The sequence below is a fragment of the Hyphomonas sp. genome (genome assembly GCF_965284475.1).
Lineage (GTDB): Bacteria > Pseudomonadota > Alphaproteobacteria > Caulobacterales > Hyphomonadaceae > Hyphomonas.
The window spans coordinates 1,512,657-1,528,616 of sequence record NZ_OZ260087.1; the positions used below are offsets into that span (position 1 = coordinate 1,512,657).

Below are 15,960 nucleotides of genomic sequence, written 5' to 3' on the forward strand. Positions count from 1 at the left end.
CATAATATGGAGTTGAAGGTAAACATGCCACAACCAAGTGACAGAACTTCGCGAATTCGTGATCTTTTGACAGAGGCGTTCGAGCCCGAACACCTCCACATTGTCGATGACAGCGCCCGCCATGCCGGTCATGCAGGGGCCGCACCGGGCGGGGAAACCCACTATAATATAGAGATTACGTCACATGCCTTCGCAGGATTGTCCCGCGTGCAGATCCAGCGCGCCGTGATGATGGTGCTGCAAAAAGAATTCGATTCCGGCCTGCACGCACTCTCCATTCAGGCGAAAATGCCACAATAAGTCTCTTTTCCTCCATCAGGGAACCCGATTTCGAATCAATCGTTTGCTCTTCTAACCGTCGAGGAGAACGGGTGATGATGGAATTGAAACGCATAATAGGCGGCACTGCCTGCCTCCTGGCGGCTGGTCTCGCCAGCGCAGAAACCCCGCGCGGGTATCTCGACATGCCTCTGCTGCTGAAAATCCAGCAAACGGTTTGCTCGGGCGATCGTGATGTCGTCTTCGTGCCCGTATCGCACGATATCGCCGCCTACCGCACATCCTTTGCCGTGATCTCCATGGGCGACCCCGACCCGGATTCCGCCAGTATCGTGTCAGAACGCGAAAAGGAGTGGCTGAAGGTCAATGGATGCGACCAGCCACAGGATAGCGCGATCTATGCAACCAAGCAGGATGGATCAGGTGGTTTCAATTTCTGAGATGTTCAGCCCGGTCACCTGATTGCGCTGGCGCCGCAGGATATTGAAGCGATAGCCATGAAAGACAAAGCTCTGGCCCGGCTCGGGAATTGTCTGGGCCTCGTGAATTACCAGGCCAGCCACCGTGACGGCCTCATCATCCGGCAATTCCCAACCCGTCGCCCGGTTGAGATCACGGATAGGCACCCAGCCATCGGCATTCACTGATCCGTCCGGCTGCGGGCGAACGCCCTGTACGGCCACGTCATACTCGTCATGAATCGAGCCGACGATCTCCTCGAGAATGTCTTCCAGCGTGATCAGGCCCTGAAGTTCGCCATATTCATCAACAACCAGCGCGAAATGGCTGCGCTTTGACAGGAACAGGTCCAGCTGGTCCTGCACCGGCGTCGTCTCCGGCACGAACCACGGCTTGCGCAGGATGCCCTCCAGGTCCAGCGACGACAGATCACCGCCCAGGGGCAGCGCCGCGCGCAACAGGTCCTTGGCATGCAGGATGCCAACGATCTCTTCCTTCTCGCCGCGATAGAGCGGCAAGCGCGTATGCGGGCTGGCCAGCGCCTTCATCACGATCTGACGCGGCTCCATGTCCGCGTTCAGCATCTTTATGTTCTTGCGGTGGATCATCACGTCTTCGACCGTGAGTTCCTTCAGGTCCAGCGCGCCGACAAGGCGCAGGCGGTCTGCTGCATTCACACCGCCCTCGAACGCATGCAGGTCGATCGCGCCGCGGATTTCCTCTTCTGCGGTCACGGCGTCGGCGGGCGTCGACAGTCGCAGGATTTTCAGCGTCATCATCACGATGGCCTGGATCAGGCTCACAATCCACGAAACGGCCAGCACCAGTATGCCGATCGGGCGGGCCACTGACATGGCCATCGAATCCGTCCGCGTGATCGCATAGGTCTTTGGCAGCACTTCGGAGAACACGAGCACCAGAATCGTCATCACCCCGGTCGCCATGGCCAGCGCCAGCCCGCCTTGCCCGAACAGGAGCGTGAACAGCGAGGTCGCCAGCACTGACGCCAGAATGTTAACCAGGTTATTGCCCAGCAGGATCGACCCGATCAGCCGCTCGCGATTGGCAATCAGCCGGTTCACTGCGGCGGCGCGCTTGTCGCCTTCCTTTTCAAGCTGGTGCATCCGCGCACGGGAGGCTGCCGTCAGCGCGGTTTCGGATCCCGAGAAGAATCCCGACATGCCCAGCAATACCACGATTGCGATAATGTATCCGATTACCATATTTTGTTCTGTTCGGAGGTGACCCTCACGCCTTTTCCAGTTCGCCCGCCAGGAACGCCGCCACGGTAGCGAGGTCAGCGTCGGGATGAATATAGGACTGGCCAATGTCCCTTGCCAGAATAAGCGGGACGCGGCCACCGCGCGCCTTCTTGTCCTGTTTCATGAGTTCCGCCAGCTGTGCCGCCTCATACGGCCCGCCCGGCAGTTTGGATAGTTCCACCGGCAGGCCGGAGGCTGCAATCACACTGGCAACCTTTTCAGCAATGGCTGGCGCGGTGATGCCTTGCGACGCGCCATAGCGGAAGGCCAGAACCATGCCCAGCGCTACCGCCTCACCATGCAGCACGTCAGCGCGATACGCGTTGGCCGCCTCCACCGCATGGCCGAACGTATGGCCAAGATTCAGCAGGGCACGGACGCCGCCTTCCGTTTCATCCTCTGCCACGACCGCGGCCTTGGCCCGGCAGGATGTCGCCACGGCCTGCTGGATCGCGTCAGGCCTGAGTGCAAGCACATCTGCGCCATGCGCCTCCAGCCAGTCGAAAAAGGCCGGATCATTGATCAGGCCGTACTTGAGCACTTCGGCATATCCGGCGCGCAGGTCGCGGGCCGGAAGGCTGCCCAGCAGGGCCGTGTCGGCAATCACGAAGCGCGGCTGGTAGAAGGCGCCGATCATGTTCTTGCCGCGCGGCGTGTTTACGGCCGTTTTTCCGCCCACGGAACTGTCCACCTGGGACAGCAGCGTCGTCGGCACCTGGACAAAGCTCATGCCGCGCTTCATCAGGCTGGCAGACAGGCCGGCAATATCGCCTATCACGCCGCCGCCAAATGCGATCAGCACGTCACTGCGATCTGCGCCAGCGCCCAGCAACCAGTCGAGGATGCCCTCAAGGTTGGAAAAGGATTTCGATTGCTCGCCCGGTGCCAGTGCCATGACATCCGTCTCGATGCCGCTGGGCCGAAGCGCCGCCTTGAGCGCGTCCATGTGCAGGCGGGCAACGGTCTCGTCGGTCAGCACGAACACACGCTTGCGCTTCAGCAGCGGCAACAGGCGCCCGCCCAGTTCGGACAGGGCGCCATGACCGACAAGAATGTCATAGCTGCGCGCGCCAAGGTTCACGCGGACAGTTTCAGGGGCGGAAAGGGTCTCGCTCATGCGGGCTCCCATGACTTGAGGGCTTTCAGGATCGCATTCACGGTCGTGCCGTGCGGGCCTTCCTTGCTGTAAACAACCAGATCGGCCTGCGCATAGATCGGCTCGCGCTCGATCAAAAGGTTTTCCAGCACCTGCCTGGCATCGGCGCGCCGCAGCAGCGGCCGTGTATTCTTCTTCTGCACGCGGCGCCACAGGGTTTCCAGGTCGGCATTCAGCCAGATCGTGACCGCCTTCTCGCGCAGCAGGTCACGCGTCTGCGCATTCAGGTAAGCGCCGCCGCCCGTGGCCAGAACGTGCGGTTCCTCGCCCAGCAGGCGTTCCAGCACTCTCTGTTCGCCGCGCCGGAAATCATCCTCGCCATGCAGCGTGAAGATATCGGCCACGGACAGGCCCGCCGCCTTCTCGATCTCATGGTCGCTGTCATAAAATTTGCGCCCCAGGCGCTCGGCCAGCCGCCGTCCCACCGTGGACTTGCCCGCCCCCATCAATCCAACAAGCGCGATGGTCCGGGACGCATAGGCGGGCGCCGGATGATCGGTTTTCGCAGGACTGTCGCTGTCAGCGGGCATGAAAGGCTTTCATTCACTATTCAGACCAATTCCTATAGAGACGGAACCATGTGAGCAATCGGTCAAGGGCCGATGCAGAAGTGAATTCGACCCAGGGGTGCTTATCTTATGCGCAAATACCTAATCATTCTCGGCATTCTGGTCATTCTCGGCCTGATCGCCACCTGGTGGCTTGGCCAGCAGGCCGTCAAGAACAAGCCCGCCGATGGCGAAGTGCGGATGGAGGTAGAGGGTGTTCTCTAGGCTCTGGCCGGCCTGTCTCGCCGGCGCAGCAGCGTTCTGCCTGTCTGCCAATGCCCAGATCGAGGATTCGGGCCTGCAAATGGTCGATCCATGGGGCATGGGCTTCCTCGAGGCCGGCGAGCCGGCCCTTCCCGCATCGATGTGGCGCGCTTCCAGCACGCAAACGCTGCTGCCGATGATGCGCGACGTGCCAACACAGGCCCTCACGCCCGCCGAGCGCACGCTGTTGCGCCGCATGGCCCTGTCACCGGCCAATGCCCCGCAGGGCGCCGAATCGGCTGAACTCCTCGCCGAACGCGCCCGGATCCTGTTCGAACTCGGCGAAGCCCGCCCGGCCGCCAGCCTGATGGCCCGGCTCGACACGCCCCCGCCCGGCCTCGACAGCGACGAGATCGCGACCGACCTCAACCTCGCCCTCGGCAATGAAGCCATGGCCTGCGCCGAAAATACCGGCGAGGTGCGCGAAGGGGCCTATTGGGCCATGCTTCGCGCCGTCTGCGCCGCCCTGCGCGACAATACGGCCGGCGCCGAGCTTGCCATCGAAATGGCCGCCAGCCAGGGCGTGGATGACCGCTGGCTGACCTCGGCCGTTTTCGCCGCCTCAGGGGACCTGCCCAATCCGCCAGAGGCGCGCTATGACAGCGGCATTGCCCTTGCCATCTCGGCCAAGGCCGCCCTCGCGCCCCCTGACACCCCCCTCTCACCCGCCCGTCCGGACCTCGCCGCCGCCATGGTCGCCCGCCCCGGCCTGCCCCATGCCAAGCGGGCCGAAGCGGCCGCCATCGCGGCAGAAGCCGGCCTGATCGACGTGGCCACCTGGCGCCAGGTCCTCGATTCCCTGTTCGAAGACCCTGACTTCACACCCGAAACACCCATAGAAATCGCCATTGCGACCGCGCGAAACACCGCCATGCCCCTGGATGGCCGCGCTGACGCCCTTGCCGCCGCGCTCAAGGCCGCTGCGGTCAGTCCTGCCCGCTTTGCCGCCGCATCATCCGTCCTCTCGCCCGAACTCACCAGGCTCAGCCTCACCAGGGATACCGCAGGTCATGCCGGCCTCTTCGCCCGCGCCGCCATCGCTGCGAATGACATGGAGGGGGCAAAACTCTGGACCCTGGTCCCGAGCCTTGACGAACCCCCTGAGACCCGCCCTTTCGACCTCACGATGATTGACGCTCTCGCCGTTCTGGCCGGAACAGGTGACGCCAGCGAGATCGGCGCCCGACTCGTGTCTGACGCGGCCACAAAGGATGACCGCAGGGCCGCTGCCCGCGTCTTCACGCTGTGGACCGTGGCAGGAACCCCGCCGCCACCGACCGCCCGCGCCCTCATGGCAACCGACAGTGAAGCGCCGGGCAAGGCCGTGAAACCGGGCCAGATCCTCGCCATTCTCGCTGCAGCCGATGCCGGCGCGGCGGGCGAAGTCATTCTCGGCAGTGTCGCCCTCACGCGCGGCGACCCGTCAAAACTCGACGCCGGCGACCTCGCGCTGATCGGCAAGGCCCTGCAGGAGATCGGGGCCGGCGACGCCGCAGCCGCCCTGGCACTTGAGGCCAGCGGCTACTGGCGCGCAGGCAGATAGCGTTCAGCCAAGGCCTTCGAACAGGAGGGTCGAGACATAACGTTCGGCAAAGGACGGGATGATCGTCACGATCGTCTTGCCCGCCATGTGGGGCCGTTTCGCTATGTCGAGCCCCGCCGTCAGCGCCGCACCGGACGATATCCCGACCGGAATGCCTTCCGTCCGCGCCAGCCGCCGCGCATTCGCGATGGCCGCATCGTTCGACACCTGGACCACTCCGTCCATCAGGCTCGCATCCATATTGGCCGGAATGAACCCCGCGCCGATACCCTGGATGACGTGCGGGCCCGGTTCGCCGCCCGACAGGACCGGGCTGCCTTCAGGCTCGACCGCAAACATTTGCAGGCCCGGTTTCTTCGCCTTCAGCGTTCGGGCCGTGCCCGTGAACGTCCCGCCCGTGCCTACGCCTGAGACAACCACGTCCACGGCGCCGCCCGTGTCCCGCCAGATCTCTTCGGCCGTCGTCACGTCATGGATCGCCGGATTGGCCGGATTGTCGAACTGGCTGGGCATGACCGAGCCCGGAATCTCGGCCAGCAATTCATTCGCCCGGGCGAGCGCACCATTCATTCCCTTTTCCTTCGGTGTCAGGTGAAGTTCCGCACCGAGAAGCGCCAGCATCTTGCGGCGCTCGATCGACATGGATTCCGGCATTGTCAGGATCAGGCGATAGCCGCGCGCGGCGGCAACAAAGGCAAGGCCGATACCGGTATTGCCCGACGTTGGCTCGATCAGTGTCGCGCCGGGACCGATTCTCCCCTCCTTCTCCAGCTGCGTGACCATGCCGATGGCGATCCGGTCCTTCACGCTGGCAAGGGGATTGAAGAATTCGAGCTTCAGCAGCAGCGTCGCCTTGAGACCATCCTCTTCGGAGATGCGCGGAATGCGCACGATGGGCGTATTGCCGACCGTCTCCAGTATCGATCCGTAAATCCGCCCTCGCCCCGGCGCATCCAGCATCACACCATTAAAATCCAATGTTCCACTCATCCTGCTCTCCTGTCCTGCCGGTCTCAGGGGCCGCACCTGGCGAAGCCCTTCATAGAGGCGTCATTAACACAGGCCAGTTAGGCTTGTCCCATGTCAGACCGGTCCCGTATCGAAGCCTTCCTTGAAATGATGAGCGCCGAACGCGGCGCGGCCGCCAATACGCTGGACGCCTATGCCCGCGATCTGGCCGACGCATCGGAATTCTGTGGCGCCAGCCTGACGTCTGCAACCGGGCGCGACCTCTCAAACTGGCAGGCCGATCTTTCCGCGCGCGGCATGGCCGCCTCCACCTCGGCCCGCAAACTGTCTGCGGTGCGGCGCTTTTTCCGGTTCCTGTTCGAAGAGGGTGACCGCAGGGACGATCCGACCGCCAGGATTGATGGTCCGAAGACATCGCGCGACGTGCCGGATGTCCTTTCGCGCGAAGATCTTGGCCGACTGATAGCGGCCTGCGGGGATGACCTGCGCCTGAAATGCCTGGTCGAACTCCTCTATGGCGCGGGCCTGCGCGCCTCGGAACTCGTCTCGCTCACCCTCGGCAGCCTGCCGCGCCGCAAGGGCGCGCGATGGGTCACGCAGGACATCATCATACGCGGCAAGGGTGGCAAGGAACGGCTTTGTCCACTCGGTGGCCCAGCCCTGTCGGCCTTGTCAGACTGGCTCGCCGTACGCCAGGACAGCCTGCCCGAAGGCACCCTTGCCCGCGGCCGCGCAGAACCCTTTCTCTTTCCGTCGCGCGGCAAGCAGGGCCATCTGACCCGCCGCCGCCTCGGCCAGATGCTCGACGTCCTTGCCGTCAGCGCCGGACTGAACCCGTCACGCGTGCATCCCCACGCGCTGCGCCATGCCTATGCGACCCATCTCCTGCAGGGCGGCGCAGACCTGCGCAGCGTCCAGACCCTGCTCGGCCATGCCGATATCGCGACAACCCAGATCTACACACACGTGCTGACGGACGAGCTTGCCGAGATGCTCGAAACCAGCCACCCGCTCGCCCGGCCGGGCTGACCCTGATAATTGCCCATTGCGCTTGGGCGAAAGCGGGACAATATCACGTTGTATCCAGCCGGAGCTTTCCTGATGAACCGTTTTCTCAAGGCCCTCGTTCCAACCGTGCTTCTCACCGAGCTTGCGCTGATCACGTCAGCGACGGCTGTCTGGGCCATCCTGTCGGAAATGCATGCTGGCACATACGTGATAATGGGCGCCGAAGCGATTGACCTCGCCGCCATAGCCGTTCTGTCTGTCTTCATATTCCGCCGCGCGTTCGATGCCGAAGCGCAGATGATGCAGATCCCCGCCGAAAACGACTAAAAGCCCGGCGGCGCTTGGCAGCCAGGCTCTTTACCAGATATTTTGCGGCGCCTCAGGTGACAGCCGATCCGCCGCGAGAGTTCACCCAGAAGGCGTGAACCACGCCGGGCAACCAGCCGATCAGTGTCAGCACGACATTAATCAGGAATTGTCCGCCTATGCCCTCTTTCATCGCAACGGCGACGGGCGGCAGGAAGATGGTTAGCAGGATTGTCAGCAGGGACATGGGAGTTTCCTTCGCGTTGGCTTCAACAACCAAACGGGCGGGGTGCGGCTTTGTTCCGGTTTGACGCAGTGCACCATCAGCCTTAGGCCTGTGGCGGATGAGGAGATGAACATGAGCGCGAAGACACCCCGGAACTTTTTCAAGCCGCTGGCAATCGGTGCCCCGAGCCCGATGCTGGAACTGCCCACACGACTGGAACGCATGATCCATTTCGTGCCCGGGCATAATGAAAAGGTCCGCTCCAAGACGCCGGCCATGGCCGCCAAGTCCGATGTCATTCTCGCAAACCTCGAAGATGCCATTCCCGCAGACGCCAAAGACGCCGCGCGCGACGGCGCCATCGAAATGGCCTCGATGTATGACTGGCGCGGCACCGGAACCGGCTTCTGGAGCCGCGTGAACCCGCTGAATTCGCCCTGGTTCCAGGATGACGTCTCTGAACTCGTCCTCAAGGCCGGCCACCAGCTCGACGTCATCATGCTGCCCAAGGTCGAAGGCCCCTGGGACATTCACTTCGCCGACCAGTATGTCGCCCAGCTCGAAGCCAGGGCAGGCCTGTCGCGGCCGATCCTCTTCCATGCCATTCTCGAAACCGCGCAGGGCATGGCCCATGTCGAGCAGATCGCCCTCGCCAGCCCCCGCATGCAGGGCATCAGCCTCGGCCCGGCAGACCTCGCCGCAGACCGCAAGATGAAAACCACCCGCGTCGGCGGCGGCCATCCCTTCTACCGCGTACTGGAAGACCCCCATGAAGACGGCAGCGCCCGTGCCAATGCCCAGCAGGATCTCTGGCACTATACGATTGCCCGCATGGTCGACGCCTGCCGCATGGCCGGCATCAACGCCTTCTACGGCCCGTTCGGCGACATCTCGGATCTCGACGCCTGCGAACAACAGTTCCGCAACGCCTTCCTGCTCGGCTGTTCTGGCGCCTGGAGCCTGCACCCGGGCCAGATCGACATCGCCAAGCGGGTCTTCAGCCCGGATCCGGAAGAGGTCAAATTCGCCCGCCGCATCCTCGAAGCCATGCCCGATGGCACGGGCGTCGCCATGCTCGACGGAAAGATGCAGGATGATGCGACCTGGAAACAGGCCAAGGTCATCGCCGACCTGGCCGATCTCGTCGCCTCGAAAGACCCGGACCTCGCCGCCGCCTATAATGGGTGATTGCCTCTTAACTTGCACAAAACGCGTGCTAACCTCGGCACGCGGCGCAGGAATTTCCTTGCTGGCCGCCTGAACAAAGGTGGGACGATATGTTGAGGATACCCCTGATGGCTGCAGCGGCACTCGCCTGCACCAGCGCTGCACTGGCCGACGAAGTCTGGACCTCGCAGATCGGCGACGTGGTCTATGAACGCGAACTGCCCACCGGAGAGGCCGTCCTGTCCTATCCCGCAGCGGATGGTGAGGCACGCGGTCTTGCCTATATCGAAGGTCTCGCGCAGCAATATGAAGGGCGCGGCGCCTTCGAGGGCATATGGATTGAAGACGACCTGCCGCCCGAAATCGCCTGCAGCGTGTCGCTCGCCGATCCCGAGACAGGCGCAGCCCGAAACAATTGGGGACGCATCGAGCTCGTTTTCACCGAACCGGATTTCCCCGGCGGCTGGGTCGCCATTCGCGGTGACTGCTTCAACCAGCCCGACAGTTACCTGATCGGAAAGCCCCTTGTCGCGGAGGGCGCCGAATGATCAGCCTGAAGGGCCATTCCCCAAATCTCCAGAAATGGTTTGACTGGATGGAAGGCAGCCATGATGCAGCGGGTCTCGATGCCCAGCTTGCCGAACATGTCGTCTTCCGCAGCCCGGTCGTACACACGCCGCAGGAAGGCAAGGCCATCACCATGGCCTACCTCACCGCCGCCGGGCAGACCCTTGGCGGTGACACGTTCCACTATACGCGCATCTTCGATTGCGGCGACAAGGCCGTACTCGAATTCGAATGCGTGATGGAAGGCATCAGCGTCAACGGCGTCGACATGATCGAGTGGGATGACCAGGGCAAGATCACGGACTTCAAGGTCATGGTCCGGCCCCTGAAGGCCATCCAGACAGTGCATGCCGCCATGGGCGCCATGCTGGCCAGCATGAAGGGCGGTGCATGATCACCGAGCCGCCAACGCTCATCACCGAGCGCCTCATCCTGCGACCGCAACAGGCCAGCGACTATGAAGACTGCGTTGCCATGTGGAATGATGAAGAAGTTGTGCGCCATATTGGCGGCGCAACACGTCCGCCGCAGGATGTCTGGTTCACACTGGCCCGGTCGCGCGGCATGTGGCCGCTCATAGGCTATGGCTACTGGATCGCGGTGGAAAAATCCTCCAGCCGATTCATCGGCGAAGTCGGATTTGCCGATTTCAAGCGCGGCATGAACCCGGACCTGTCCGAATGGCCCGAGGCCGGCTGGGCCTTCAACAGGCATTCATGGGGCAAGGGCTATGCCAGCGAGTCCGTCGCCGCCATACACGCCTGGCTCGACGAACATCGTCCGGGTCCGTCTCATTGCATCATAGATGGAGACAACCTCGCCTCACGCCGCGTTGCCCAAAAGTCCGGATACGCATTCTGGTGCGAATCGCTCTACCGTGACAAGCCGCTGAATGTGTTCCGCCGCGAAGGCGCCGCCTCAGATTAACTGGCCTGGCGCGTGCTCAATGGCGCGGGATTGGCGCGGAACGCCCGCAGGAAATCCAGAAAGGCGCCATGCGGCAGGCCGGGGCTGTAAAGGAAACCCTGCCCCATTGTACAGCCGCGCCGGCGCAGGAAGTCCGCCTGCCGCTCCGTCTCGACACCTTCTGCAACCGTCTGCAGACCGAGCGTTTCGGCCATGGCGAGGATCATCTCGACAATCGCCGGGGCCTGCTTGTCGCCTTCCAGCGCGGAGACGAATTGCCGGTCGATCTTGAACACATCAAATGGCAATTGCGTCAGCATGGACAGGTTCGAGTGGCCAGTGCCGAAATCGTCAATCGCCAGCTTCATGCCCATCATACGCAGCGGGCCCATGACTTCGGCCACCTTGCTCGGGCTCTCCACCACCATGCTTTCGGTGATTTCCAGTTCGAGCCGGTTGGGGTGCAGGCCTGTGCGCTTCAACACGTCCATGACCGTATCAGTCAGGTTGCCCTTTTCGAACTGGCGCGGCGAAACGTTGACGGCAACGGACACATCAAGGCCCTCGCGCATCCACACCCGGGCCGACTGGCAGGCCGCTTCGAGAATCTGTTCGCCAATCTGGCTGATCAGACCGGTTTCTTCCGCCAGCGGAATGAATGCTGCAGGTGATATGATCTTGCCATTGTGGCGCCGCCAGCGGGCCAGCGCCTCTGCGCCGACAATCTTGCCGGTGCGAAAGTCCACTTTGGGCTGGAACACGGCCTTGAATTCGCGATTGGCCACGGCTTCGCGCAATTCGTCTTCCAGCTTGTACTTGCCGCGCGCCACGCGGGTCAGGCGCGGCGTGAAGAAGCGGAAGCCGGACGTTGCCTCGTCGCGCACAAGGCGCAGCGCCAGTTCGGCATGACGGAACAGCTTCTGCGTGCTGTCGGCATCCTCGGGGGCCATCACGATGCCGCCGGAAATGCCAAGGCTGATGGATTGCCCGTTCAGTTCAAACGGCGCGGCAAATGCCTGGCGAATAGCCCGGGCGATCGTGGCAACATGCTCCCGGCTGATGGCATGCGGCATGTAGACGGCGAATTCGTCAGCCTGCAGCGCCGCAATGGTCGCCTCGCGCAGCGCGGCGCCGGACGGGCCGCTGATCCCGCCCAGCTCCGCTTTCAGGCGCATGCCCGCCTGTGCCAGCAGGGCCTCGCTCGCATAGCTGCCCACCTGTTCGGCTGCCCGCGTGAACCGGTCAAGGTCCAGCATGATCAGGGCGGCCGGCGCCTCGAACGTCGCCCGGGCCAGCGTCGCCGCGATGGCCCGGTCGATCGCAATCATGTTCGCCAGGCCCGTGCGCGGATCGACAAAGGCCGTTTCACGCAGAAGGGCGTTCTCGCGGCGCAGTTTCCCGACCGTGCGGGTCACGCCCGCACGCAGCCGGCGCAGTTCGGCAAACTGCACGTCACCAAGGTCGGTCTCGCCATCCCCGCGCGCATCATTGAGATAGAGGTTAAAGCGATCGAGCGATTTTCGAAACCTGGCAGCCGCGAAATAGGCAACCCCGCCAGCACATGCCAGGGCCACGATGATCTCGACGAACAGTACCACCGGGGGATTTGGCAGTTCGGTAAAATGCAGACCCATGAAGAAGACGCGATAACCGATCTCTATCGCCAGAAGGACGGCAAAAATGACCAGCGTCATGGCAATTCCCGCCATGCCCGCGAAGGCCGGAATGGTCATGGTGCCGAAAATCCGGCTGAGGAATCTCTTCTTGTTCAAGCGCTGATTCGCTTTCCGGGGGGCAATTGCAGCTGTTCCTGAACAGATATTCAGTGAATATGTTTAGAAATCAGTGAACAAAACGCGCTAGCTGTCGTGGATACAGCGCACTATATGGTTCCAGATGATTAAGCACCGCAAAGCCACCGTTGCCCGCAAGACGAAGGAAACCGATATTTCGGTCACCCTCGATCTCGATGGCACAGGCAAATCCGATATCGAAACCGGTATCGGGTTCTTCGACCACATGCTGGAAAGCTTTTCCAAGCATTCCGCGATCGACCTGACCGTCCGCTGCAAGGGCGACCTGCACATCGACATGCACCATTCTGTCGAAGACACTGGCATCGTCATCGGCCAGGCGATCCTCAAGGCGCTCGGCGACTTTGCCGGCATCACCCGCTTTGGCCACGCCTATATCCCGATGGACGAGACGCTGAGCCGTGCCAGCCTTGACCTCTGCAAGCGTCCTTACCTGATCTGGAAGGTCAATTTCGCCCGCGACAAGATCGGCGAGATGGATACCGAACTGTTCAAGGAATTCTTCCACGCCCTGGCCGGCAATGGCGGCATGTGCCTGCACGTGGAAAACCTCTATGGCGAGAACAGCCACCACATTATCGAGAGCTGCTACAAGGCCACCGCCCGCGCCCTGCGCACCGCCATCGCGGTTGACGCAAAACTTGACGGCAAACCGGCCTCGACGAAGGGCAGCCTTTAGCCTAAACGCGCGGCCATGAACTTGGTCGCCCTCATCGATTACGGCTCCGGAAACGTCCATTCAGCGGCAGGCGCGCTGAACGAGGCCGCCCGCCGTACCGATATCGCGGTCGAGGTCGCCATTACCGACGATCTCGCAACCATCGCTCGCGCCGACCGCATCATCCTGCCCGGCGTCGGCCATTACGGCGATTGCGCCGCCAATTTGCACGCCCGGCCGGGCCTCGTCGACGCGCTCGAAACCGCTGTGCTGAATGAAGGCAGGCCCTTCCTCGGCATCTGCGTCGGCATGCAGCTGCTCGCTGATTTCGGGCTTGAGGATGGCGAGACGCGCGGCCTCGGCTGGATCCATGGCGTCGTCGACCGTATCGACCCCGGCCCGGGCCTGCGCGTGCCGCATGTCGGCTGGAACGAGCTCGCCCTGCCTCGCCCCCACGCCCTGCTCACCGGCCTCGGCGACCAGCCGCACGCCTATTTCACCCATTCCTACGCCTTCACGCCGGAACAGCCCTCCGATATCGCCGCCACCACGACCTATGGCACGCCCTTCACCAGCGCGGTCGCCCGCGGCAATATCTTCGGCACCCAGTTCCACCCGGAAATGAGCCAGCGCGTCGGCCTCCAGCTCCTCGCCAACTTCCTGCAATGGCAGCCATAGACAGGCTCATCCTGAGCGAAGTCGACGGACGAGCCGCGCGCCCGCCTCCATCCTTCGACTTCGCTCAGGATGAGCGCTAAGGAAACCTGATGACCCAGCCCCCCTTCATCCTCTACCCTGCCATCGACCTGAAAGACGGCCAGTGCGTGCGCCTCCTGCGCGGCGAGATGAATGCGGCCACCGTCTTCAATGACAGCCCCGCCGACCAGGCCGCCGCCTTCCACGCGGCCGGGTTCAGCCACCTCCATGTGGTGGACCTCAACGGCGCCTTTGCCGGCCAGTCGGCCAATGCCGAGGCCGTCAGGGCCATCCTCGCGGCGACACCCGCCCCCGTCCAGCTTGGCGGCGGCATCCGCACCCGCGCCCAGATCGACGCCTGGCTTGAGGCCGGTATCGCCCGAATCATCCTCGGCACAGCCGCCCTGCGCGATCCGCAGCTGGTGAAAGACGCTGCCCGCGCCCTGCCCGGCCGCATCATTGTCGGCATTGACGCGAAGGATGGCCTTGTAGCCGTCGAGGGCTGGGCCGAGACCAGCGACATGCCCGCCGTCGAGCTTGCGAAAGCCTTCGAGGGCTGCGGCGTCGCCGCCATCATCGCCACCGATATCGGCCGCGACGGCCTGAAGACCGGAGTCAATGTCGCCTTCACCAGCCAGCTCGCCAATGCCGTCACCATCCCCGTCATCGCCTCCGGCGGCGTCGCCAGCACCGCCGACATCACAAGCTTACGCGCCGCGCCCGGCACGCCCGTCTCCGGCACCATCCTGGGTCGCGCGCTGTATGATGGCGATATCGTCGCCGCAGAGGCCATCGCAGCGGCCTCCTAACCCTGCAGAACAGGCTCACCCTGAGCGAAGTCGACAGGCGAGCCGTGCACGCCTACAATTTCGTCGAAAAACTCTTCCTGAGCCGCCGCCGCGTGCGCAGCGCATGGGCCATGTCGCTTTCCGGCGCGTCGGGCGCGGTCTCCAGTTCCTTCAGCCGGGCCAGCTTCGCCGCCCGGCGGCTCGCATCCTCGGCGCTGTCATGGCTGATCGCGTCTGCGGCCCTGATCTCGGTGATCCTGAGGTCCATCACATGTCTCCTCTACTGTTTCATCCCCGCGCAGTCATCCGCTGCGCCTGAACCAAGCATAGCCGAAAACGACCGATTTTTCCATGAAAGGTCCGTTAGGCGTCCGTTGCGCGAATCTCTTCAGCAAGTTCTTGAACGCAGAGGCTGACTGCATCGCGGCTGACTTGCCGCAGAGATTCCAAGAGATTCTGCCATTTGTTCCCGTTCTCCCCGAATCGTTCACATTGTTTTTCAGGGCATTTTATCACCTCGAAGGCGATCAACTTTCCGAACGTTTGAAATCACACTCGGCCGGTGCCCCCGACTCCCTCAACAACCGCTCATAAAACCCGCCCCATTGGCGCCCCGGTTCCAGAAGGTGAATCTCCAGGATCCAGTGGCGCGGGCGGCCGAGATGGTCGGGGTCGGTGAGGCGTGTGGAATTGGCCGGGCTGATGCGGGAATGGTCCTTGTCACCGGGCCACACGGCATGGGGAAACTCGCCCACAATATGCCCCGCAATCGCCCCACCGAAATGATAGCCATGCGCGGCGGCTGTCTCGCAGGCCAGCGCATAAAGATCCGCCCCCGTCATGTCCGGCGCCGCCAGCCACCTGGCCCGCACCGCCTCGAACACCACGGGCAGCGCCGCGACCAGCGCCCGCTTTGCCGCATCCTGGCCCACCGCATAGGTGCGCCCGACATCGGCCTCCCAGGCCTCGAACACCGGGCCAAGGTCAACATAGACCGTGTCCTCAGGCTGAATCACGCGCACGGGCGGGTTGTCATGGAACGTGGTCACCGTATTGGCGCCTGCACGCACATTGCACCTGTGCCAGTGGCGTTCGATGCCGAACTTTTCCAGCGCCAGCGCGGTAATGTCGGCGTCCACCTCCGCCTCGCTGCGCCCCGGCGCAACAATGCCCGCCGCCTCAATGGCATCGAACAGGGTGAGGGCCCTGTCCTCGGCATGGGTCAGCGCCTGCCAGCGCGCGGTGTCTGTCTCTGAAACCTGAGTCATCGGCGAAACATATCAACATTCGTTTATATGTCAAATCGCGTGCCCGGCATCTTCCCCCGCTCTCTCATCCCCGCTA

The 15,960-nt window shown here is 63.1% G+C and carries 21 protein-coding genes; 13 read left to right on the top strand and 8 right to left on the bottom strand.

Features of this window, described 5'->3' with window-relative positions:
- Positions 1-24 precede the first annotated feature (24 nt).
- Both ACQ66M_RS07170 and ACQ66M_RS07175 read left to right on the top strand, forming a co-directional pair.
- Complete coding sequence (locus ACQ66M_RS07170; RefSeq protein WP_350173126.1) at positions 25-300, top strand: BolA family protein; 276 nt, start codon at positions 25-27, stop codon at positions 298-300.
- A gap of 74 nt (positions 301-374) precedes the next feature.
- The gene (locus tag ACQ66M_RS07175) at positions 375-719 is read left to right on the top strand and encodes a hypothetical protein (protein ID WP_430402802.1); all 345 of its coding nucleotides are present in this window, start codon (positions 375-377) and stop codon (positions 717-719) included.
- Here the strand turns inward: ACQ66M_RS07175 and ACQ66M_RS07180 are convergent.
- The 3 genes from ACQ66M_RS07180 to ACQ66M_RS07190 are packed head-to-tail and all read right to left on the bottom strand — an operon-like array spanning position 699 to position 3,686.
- A complete protein-coding gene (locus ACQ66M_RS07180; RefSeq protein ID WP_430402804.1) occupies positions 699-1,961 on the bottom strand; it encodes an HlyC/CorC family transporter in 1,263 nt (420 codons plus the stop codon). The genes ACQ66M_RS07175 and ACQ66M_RS07180 overlap by 21 nt on opposite strands.
- A 25-nt stretch (positions 1,962-1,986) precedes the next feature.
- Complete coding sequence (aroB, locus tag ACQ66M_RS07185) at positions 1,987-3,117, bottom strand: 3-dehydroquinate synthase (protein ID WP_350173132.1); 1,131 nt, start codon at positions 3,115-3,117, stop codon at positions 1,987-1,989.
- Positions 3,114-3,686: a shikimate kinase gene (locus tag ACQ66M_RS07190; protein WP_350173134.1), complete on the bottom strand. Its 573-nt coding sequence runs from the start codon at positions 3,684-3,686 to the stop codon at positions 3,114-3,116. The genes aroB and ACQ66M_RS07190 overlap by 4 nt, the downstream gene beginning before the upstream one ends.
- Positions 3,687-3,794: 108 nt before the next feature.
- Between ACQ66M_RS07190 and ACQ66M_RS07195 the strand changes: the two genes are divergently transcribed.
- Both ACQ66M_RS07195 and ACQ66M_RS07200 read left to right on the top strand, forming a co-directional pair.
- Positions 3,795-3,929 (top strand): hypothetical protein, encoded by a 135-nt coding sequence (locus ACQ66M_RS07195; protein WP_430402806.1) that lies wholly within the window; start codon positions 3,795-3,797, stop codon positions 3,927-3,929.
- On the top strand, positions 3,919-5,511 hold the full coding sequence (locus tag ACQ66M_RS07200; protein WP_430402808.1) for a hypothetical protein: 1,593 nt from the start codon (positions 3,919-3,921) through the stop codon (positions 5,509-5,511). Before ACQ66M_RS07195 ends, ACQ66M_RS07200 begins: the two co-directional genes overlap by 11 nt.
- Before the next feature lie 3 nt (positions 5,512-5,514).
- On the opposite strand, the gene cysK is transcribed toward ACQ66M_RS07200, so the two are convergent.
- Positions 5,515-6,501: a cysteine synthase A gene (gene cysK, locus ACQ66M_RS07205; protein WP_430402810.1), complete on the bottom strand. Its 987-nt coding sequence runs from the start codon at positions 6,499-6,501 to the stop codon at positions 5,515-5,517.
- 90 nt (positions 6,502-6,591) lie between these two features.
- Here cysK and ACQ66M_RS07210 point away from each other — a divergent pair, with 90 nt between their 5' ends.
- Both ACQ66M_RS07210 and ACQ66M_RS07215 read left to right on the top strand, forming a co-directional pair.
- Positions 6,592-7,509, top strand: a complete 918-nt coding sequence (locus ACQ66M_RS07210; RefSeq protein WP_430402812.1) for a tyrosine recombinase — start codon at positions 6,592-6,594, stop codon at positions 7,507-7,509.
- Between the two features lie 72 nt (positions 7,510-7,581).
- On the top strand, positions 7,582-7,815 hold the full coding sequence (locus tag ACQ66M_RS07215) for a hypothetical protein (protein ID WP_350173144.1): 234 nt from the start codon (positions 7,582-7,584) through the stop codon (positions 7,813-7,815).
- Between the two features lie 52 nt (positions 7,816-7,867).
- On the opposite strand, the gene ACQ66M_RS07220 is transcribed toward ACQ66M_RS07215, so the two are convergent.
- On the bottom strand, positions 7,868-8,041 hold the full coding sequence (locus tag ACQ66M_RS07220; protein ID WP_350173146.1) for a YqaE/Pmp3 family membrane protein: 174 nt from the start codon (positions 8,039-8,041) through the stop codon (positions 7,868-7,870).
- A 111-nt stretch (positions 8,042-8,152) separates the two neighbouring features.
- Between ACQ66M_RS07220 and ACQ66M_RS07225 the strand changes: the two genes are divergently transcribed.
- The 4 genes from ACQ66M_RS07225 to ACQ66M_RS07240 all read left to right on the top strand — a co-directional run bounded on the left by ACQ66M_RS07225 (position 8,153) and on the right by ACQ66M_RS07240 (position 10,681).
- The gene (locus ACQ66M_RS07225; RefSeq protein WP_430402814.1) at positions 8,153-9,208 is read left to right on the top strand and encodes an HpcH/HpaI aldolase/citrate lyase family protein; all 1,056 of its coding nucleotides are present in this window, start codon (positions 8,153-8,155) and stop codon (positions 9,206-9,208) included.
- Between the two features lie 107 nt (positions 9,209-9,315).
- Positions 9,316-9,735, top strand: coding sequence for a hypothetical protein (locus ACQ66M_RS07230; RefSeq protein ID WP_430402816.1), 420 nt, complete (start codon positions 9,316-9,318; stop codon positions 9,733-9,735).
- Positions 9,732-10,148, top strand: coding sequence for a nuclear transport factor 2 family protein (locus tag ACQ66M_RS07235; RefSeq protein ID WP_350173152.1), 417 nt, complete (start codon positions 9,732-9,734; stop codon positions 10,146-10,148). The genes ACQ66M_RS07230 and ACQ66M_RS07235 overlap by 4 nt, the downstream gene beginning before the upstream one ends.
- Positions 10,145-10,681 (top strand): GNAT family N-acetyltransferase, encoded by a 537-nt coding sequence (locus ACQ66M_RS07240; protein WP_430402818.1) that lies wholly within the window; start codon positions 10,145-10,147, stop codon positions 10,679-10,681. Before ACQ66M_RS07235 ends, ACQ66M_RS07240 begins: the two co-directional genes overlap by 4 nt.
- Here ACQ66M_RS07240 and ACQ66M_RS07245 read toward each other — a convergent pair.
- Positions 10,678-12,432 (bottom strand): putative bifunctional diguanylate cyclase/phosphodiesterase, encoded by a 1,755-nt coding sequence (locus ACQ66M_RS07245; RefSeq protein ID WP_430402820.1) that lies wholly within the window; start codon positions 12,430-12,432, stop codon positions 10,678-10,680. The genes ACQ66M_RS07240 and ACQ66M_RS07245 overlap by 4 nt on opposite strands.
- 124 nt (positions 12,433-12,556) lie before the next feature.
- On the opposite strand from ACQ66M_RS07245, the gene hisB reads away from it, so the two are divergent.
- The 3 genes from hisB to hisA all read left to right on the top strand — a co-directional run bounded on the left by hisB (position 12,557) and on the right by hisA (position 14,637).
- Complete coding sequence (gene hisB, locus ACQ66M_RS07250) at positions 12,557-13,153, top strand: imidazoleglycerol-phosphate dehydratase HisB (protein ID WP_430402822.1); 597 nt, start codon at positions 12,557-12,559, stop codon at positions 13,151-13,153.
- Positions 13,154-13,168: 15 nt separating this feature from the next.
- Entirely contained in the window at positions 13,169-13,810 is a 642-nt protein-coding gene (hisH, locus tag ACQ66M_RS07255) for an imidazole glycerol phosphate synthase subunit HisH (RefSeq protein ID WP_430402824.1), read from the top strand.
- An 89-nt stretch (positions 13,811-13,899) separates the two neighbouring features.
- Positions 13,900-14,637 carry a 1-(5-phosphoribosyl)-5-[(5-phosphoribosylamino)methylideneamino]imidazole-4-carboxamide isomerase gene (gene hisA, locus ACQ66M_RS07260; RefSeq protein WP_430402826.1) on the top strand — a complete coding sequence of 246 codons (738 nt, stop codon included), beginning with the start codon at positions 13,900-13,902 and terminating at the stop codon, positions 14,635-14,637.
- A gap of 52 nt (positions 14,638-14,689) precedes the next feature.
- Here the strand turns inward: hisA and ACQ66M_RS07265 are convergent, their stop codons facing one another.
- Together ACQ66M_RS07265 and ACQ66M_RS07270 are read right to left on the bottom strand one after the other, a co-directional pair.
- Positions 14,690-14,884 (bottom strand): hypothetical protein, encoded by a 195-nt coding sequence (locus ACQ66M_RS07265; RefSeq protein WP_350173164.1) that lies wholly within the window; start codon positions 14,882-14,884, stop codon positions 14,690-14,692.
- A 259-nt stretch (positions 14,885-15,143) separates the two neighbouring features.
- A complete protein-coding gene (locus ACQ66M_RS07270; RefSeq protein WP_350173166.1) occupies positions 15,144-15,884 on the bottom strand; it encodes a M24 family metallopeptidase in 741 nt (246 codons plus the stop codon).
- Positions 15,885-15,960 lie beyond the last annotated feature (76 nt).

Bases quoted from the DNA above. Each gene is read 5' to 3' on its own strand.
- hisH (WP_430402824.1), top strand. From the start codon at position 13,169: ATGAACTTGGTCGCCCTCATCGATTACGGCTCCGGAAACGTCCATTCA.
- hisA (WP_430402826.1), top strand. From the start codon at position 13,900: ATGACCCAGCCCCCCTTCATCCTCTACCCTGCCATCGACCTGAAAGAC.
- ACQ66M_RS07230 (WP_430402816.1), top strand. From the start codon at position 9,316: ATGGCTGCAGCGGCACTCGCCTGCACCAGCGCTGCACTGGCCGACGAA.
- ACQ66M_RS07190 (WP_350173134.1), bottom strand. From the start codon at position 3,686: ATGCCCGCTGACAGCGACAGTCCTGCGAAAACCGATCATCCGGCGCCC.
- ACQ66M_RS07215 (WP_350173144.1), top strand. From the start codon at position 7,582: ATGAACCGTTTTCTCAAGGCCCTCGTTCCAACCGTGCTTCTCACCGAG.
- ACQ66M_RS07235 (WP_350173152.1), top strand. From the start codon at position 9,732: ATGATCAGCCTGAAGGGCCATTCCCCAAATCTCCAGAAATGGTTTGAC.
- ACQ66M_RS07180 (WP_430402804.1), bottom strand. From the start codon at position 1,961: ATGGTAATCGGATACATTATCGCAATCGTGGTATTGCTGGGCATGTCG.
- ACQ66M_RS07170 (WP_350173126.1), top strand. From the start codon at position 25: ATGCCACAACCAAGTGACAGAACTTCGCGAATTCGTGATCTTTTGACA.
- ACQ66M_RS07225 (WP_430402814.1), top strand. From the start codon at position 8,153: ATGAGCGCGAAGACACCCCGGAACTTTTTCAAGCCGCTGGCAATCGGT.
- hisB (WP_430402822.1), top strand. From the start codon at position 12,557: ATGATTAAGCACCGCAAAGCCACCGTTGCCCGCAAGACGAAGGAAACC.
- ACQ66M_RS07175 (WP_430402802.1), top strand. From the start codon at position 375: ATGATGGAATTGAAACGCATAATAGGCGGCACTGCCTGCCTCCTGGCG.
- cysK (WP_430402810.1), bottom strand. From the start codon at position 6,501: ATGAGTGGAACATTGGATTTTAATGGTGTGATGCTGGATGCGCCGGGG.
- ACQ66M_RS07195 (WP_430402806.1), top strand. From the start codon at position 3,795: ATGCGCAAATACCTAATCATTCTCGGCATTCTGGTCATTCTCGGCCTG.
- ACQ66M_RS07220 (WP_350173146.1), bottom strand. From the start codon at position 8,041: ATGTCCCTGCTGACAATCCTGCTAACCATCTTCCTGCCGCCCGTCGCC.
- ACQ66M_RS07240 (WP_430402818.1), top strand. From the start codon at position 10,145: ATGATCACCGAGCCGCCAACGCTCATCACCGAGCGCCTCATCCTGCGA.
- aroB (WP_350173132.1), bottom strand. From the start codon at position 3,117: ATGAGCGAGACCCTTTCCGCCCCTGAAACTGTCCGCGTGAACCTTGGC.
- ACQ66M_RS07210 (WP_430402812.1), top strand. From the start codon at position 6,592: ATGTCAGACCGGTCCCGTATCGAAGCCTTCCTTGAAATGATGAGCGCC.
- ACQ66M_RS07270 (WP_350173166.1), bottom strand. From the start codon at position 15,884: ATGACTCAGGTTTCAGAGACAGACACCGCGCGCTGGCAGGCGCTGACC.
- ACQ66M_RS07265 (WP_350173164.1), bottom strand. From the start codon at position 14,884: ATGGACCTCAGGATCACCGAGATCAGGGCCGCAGACGCGATCAGCCAT.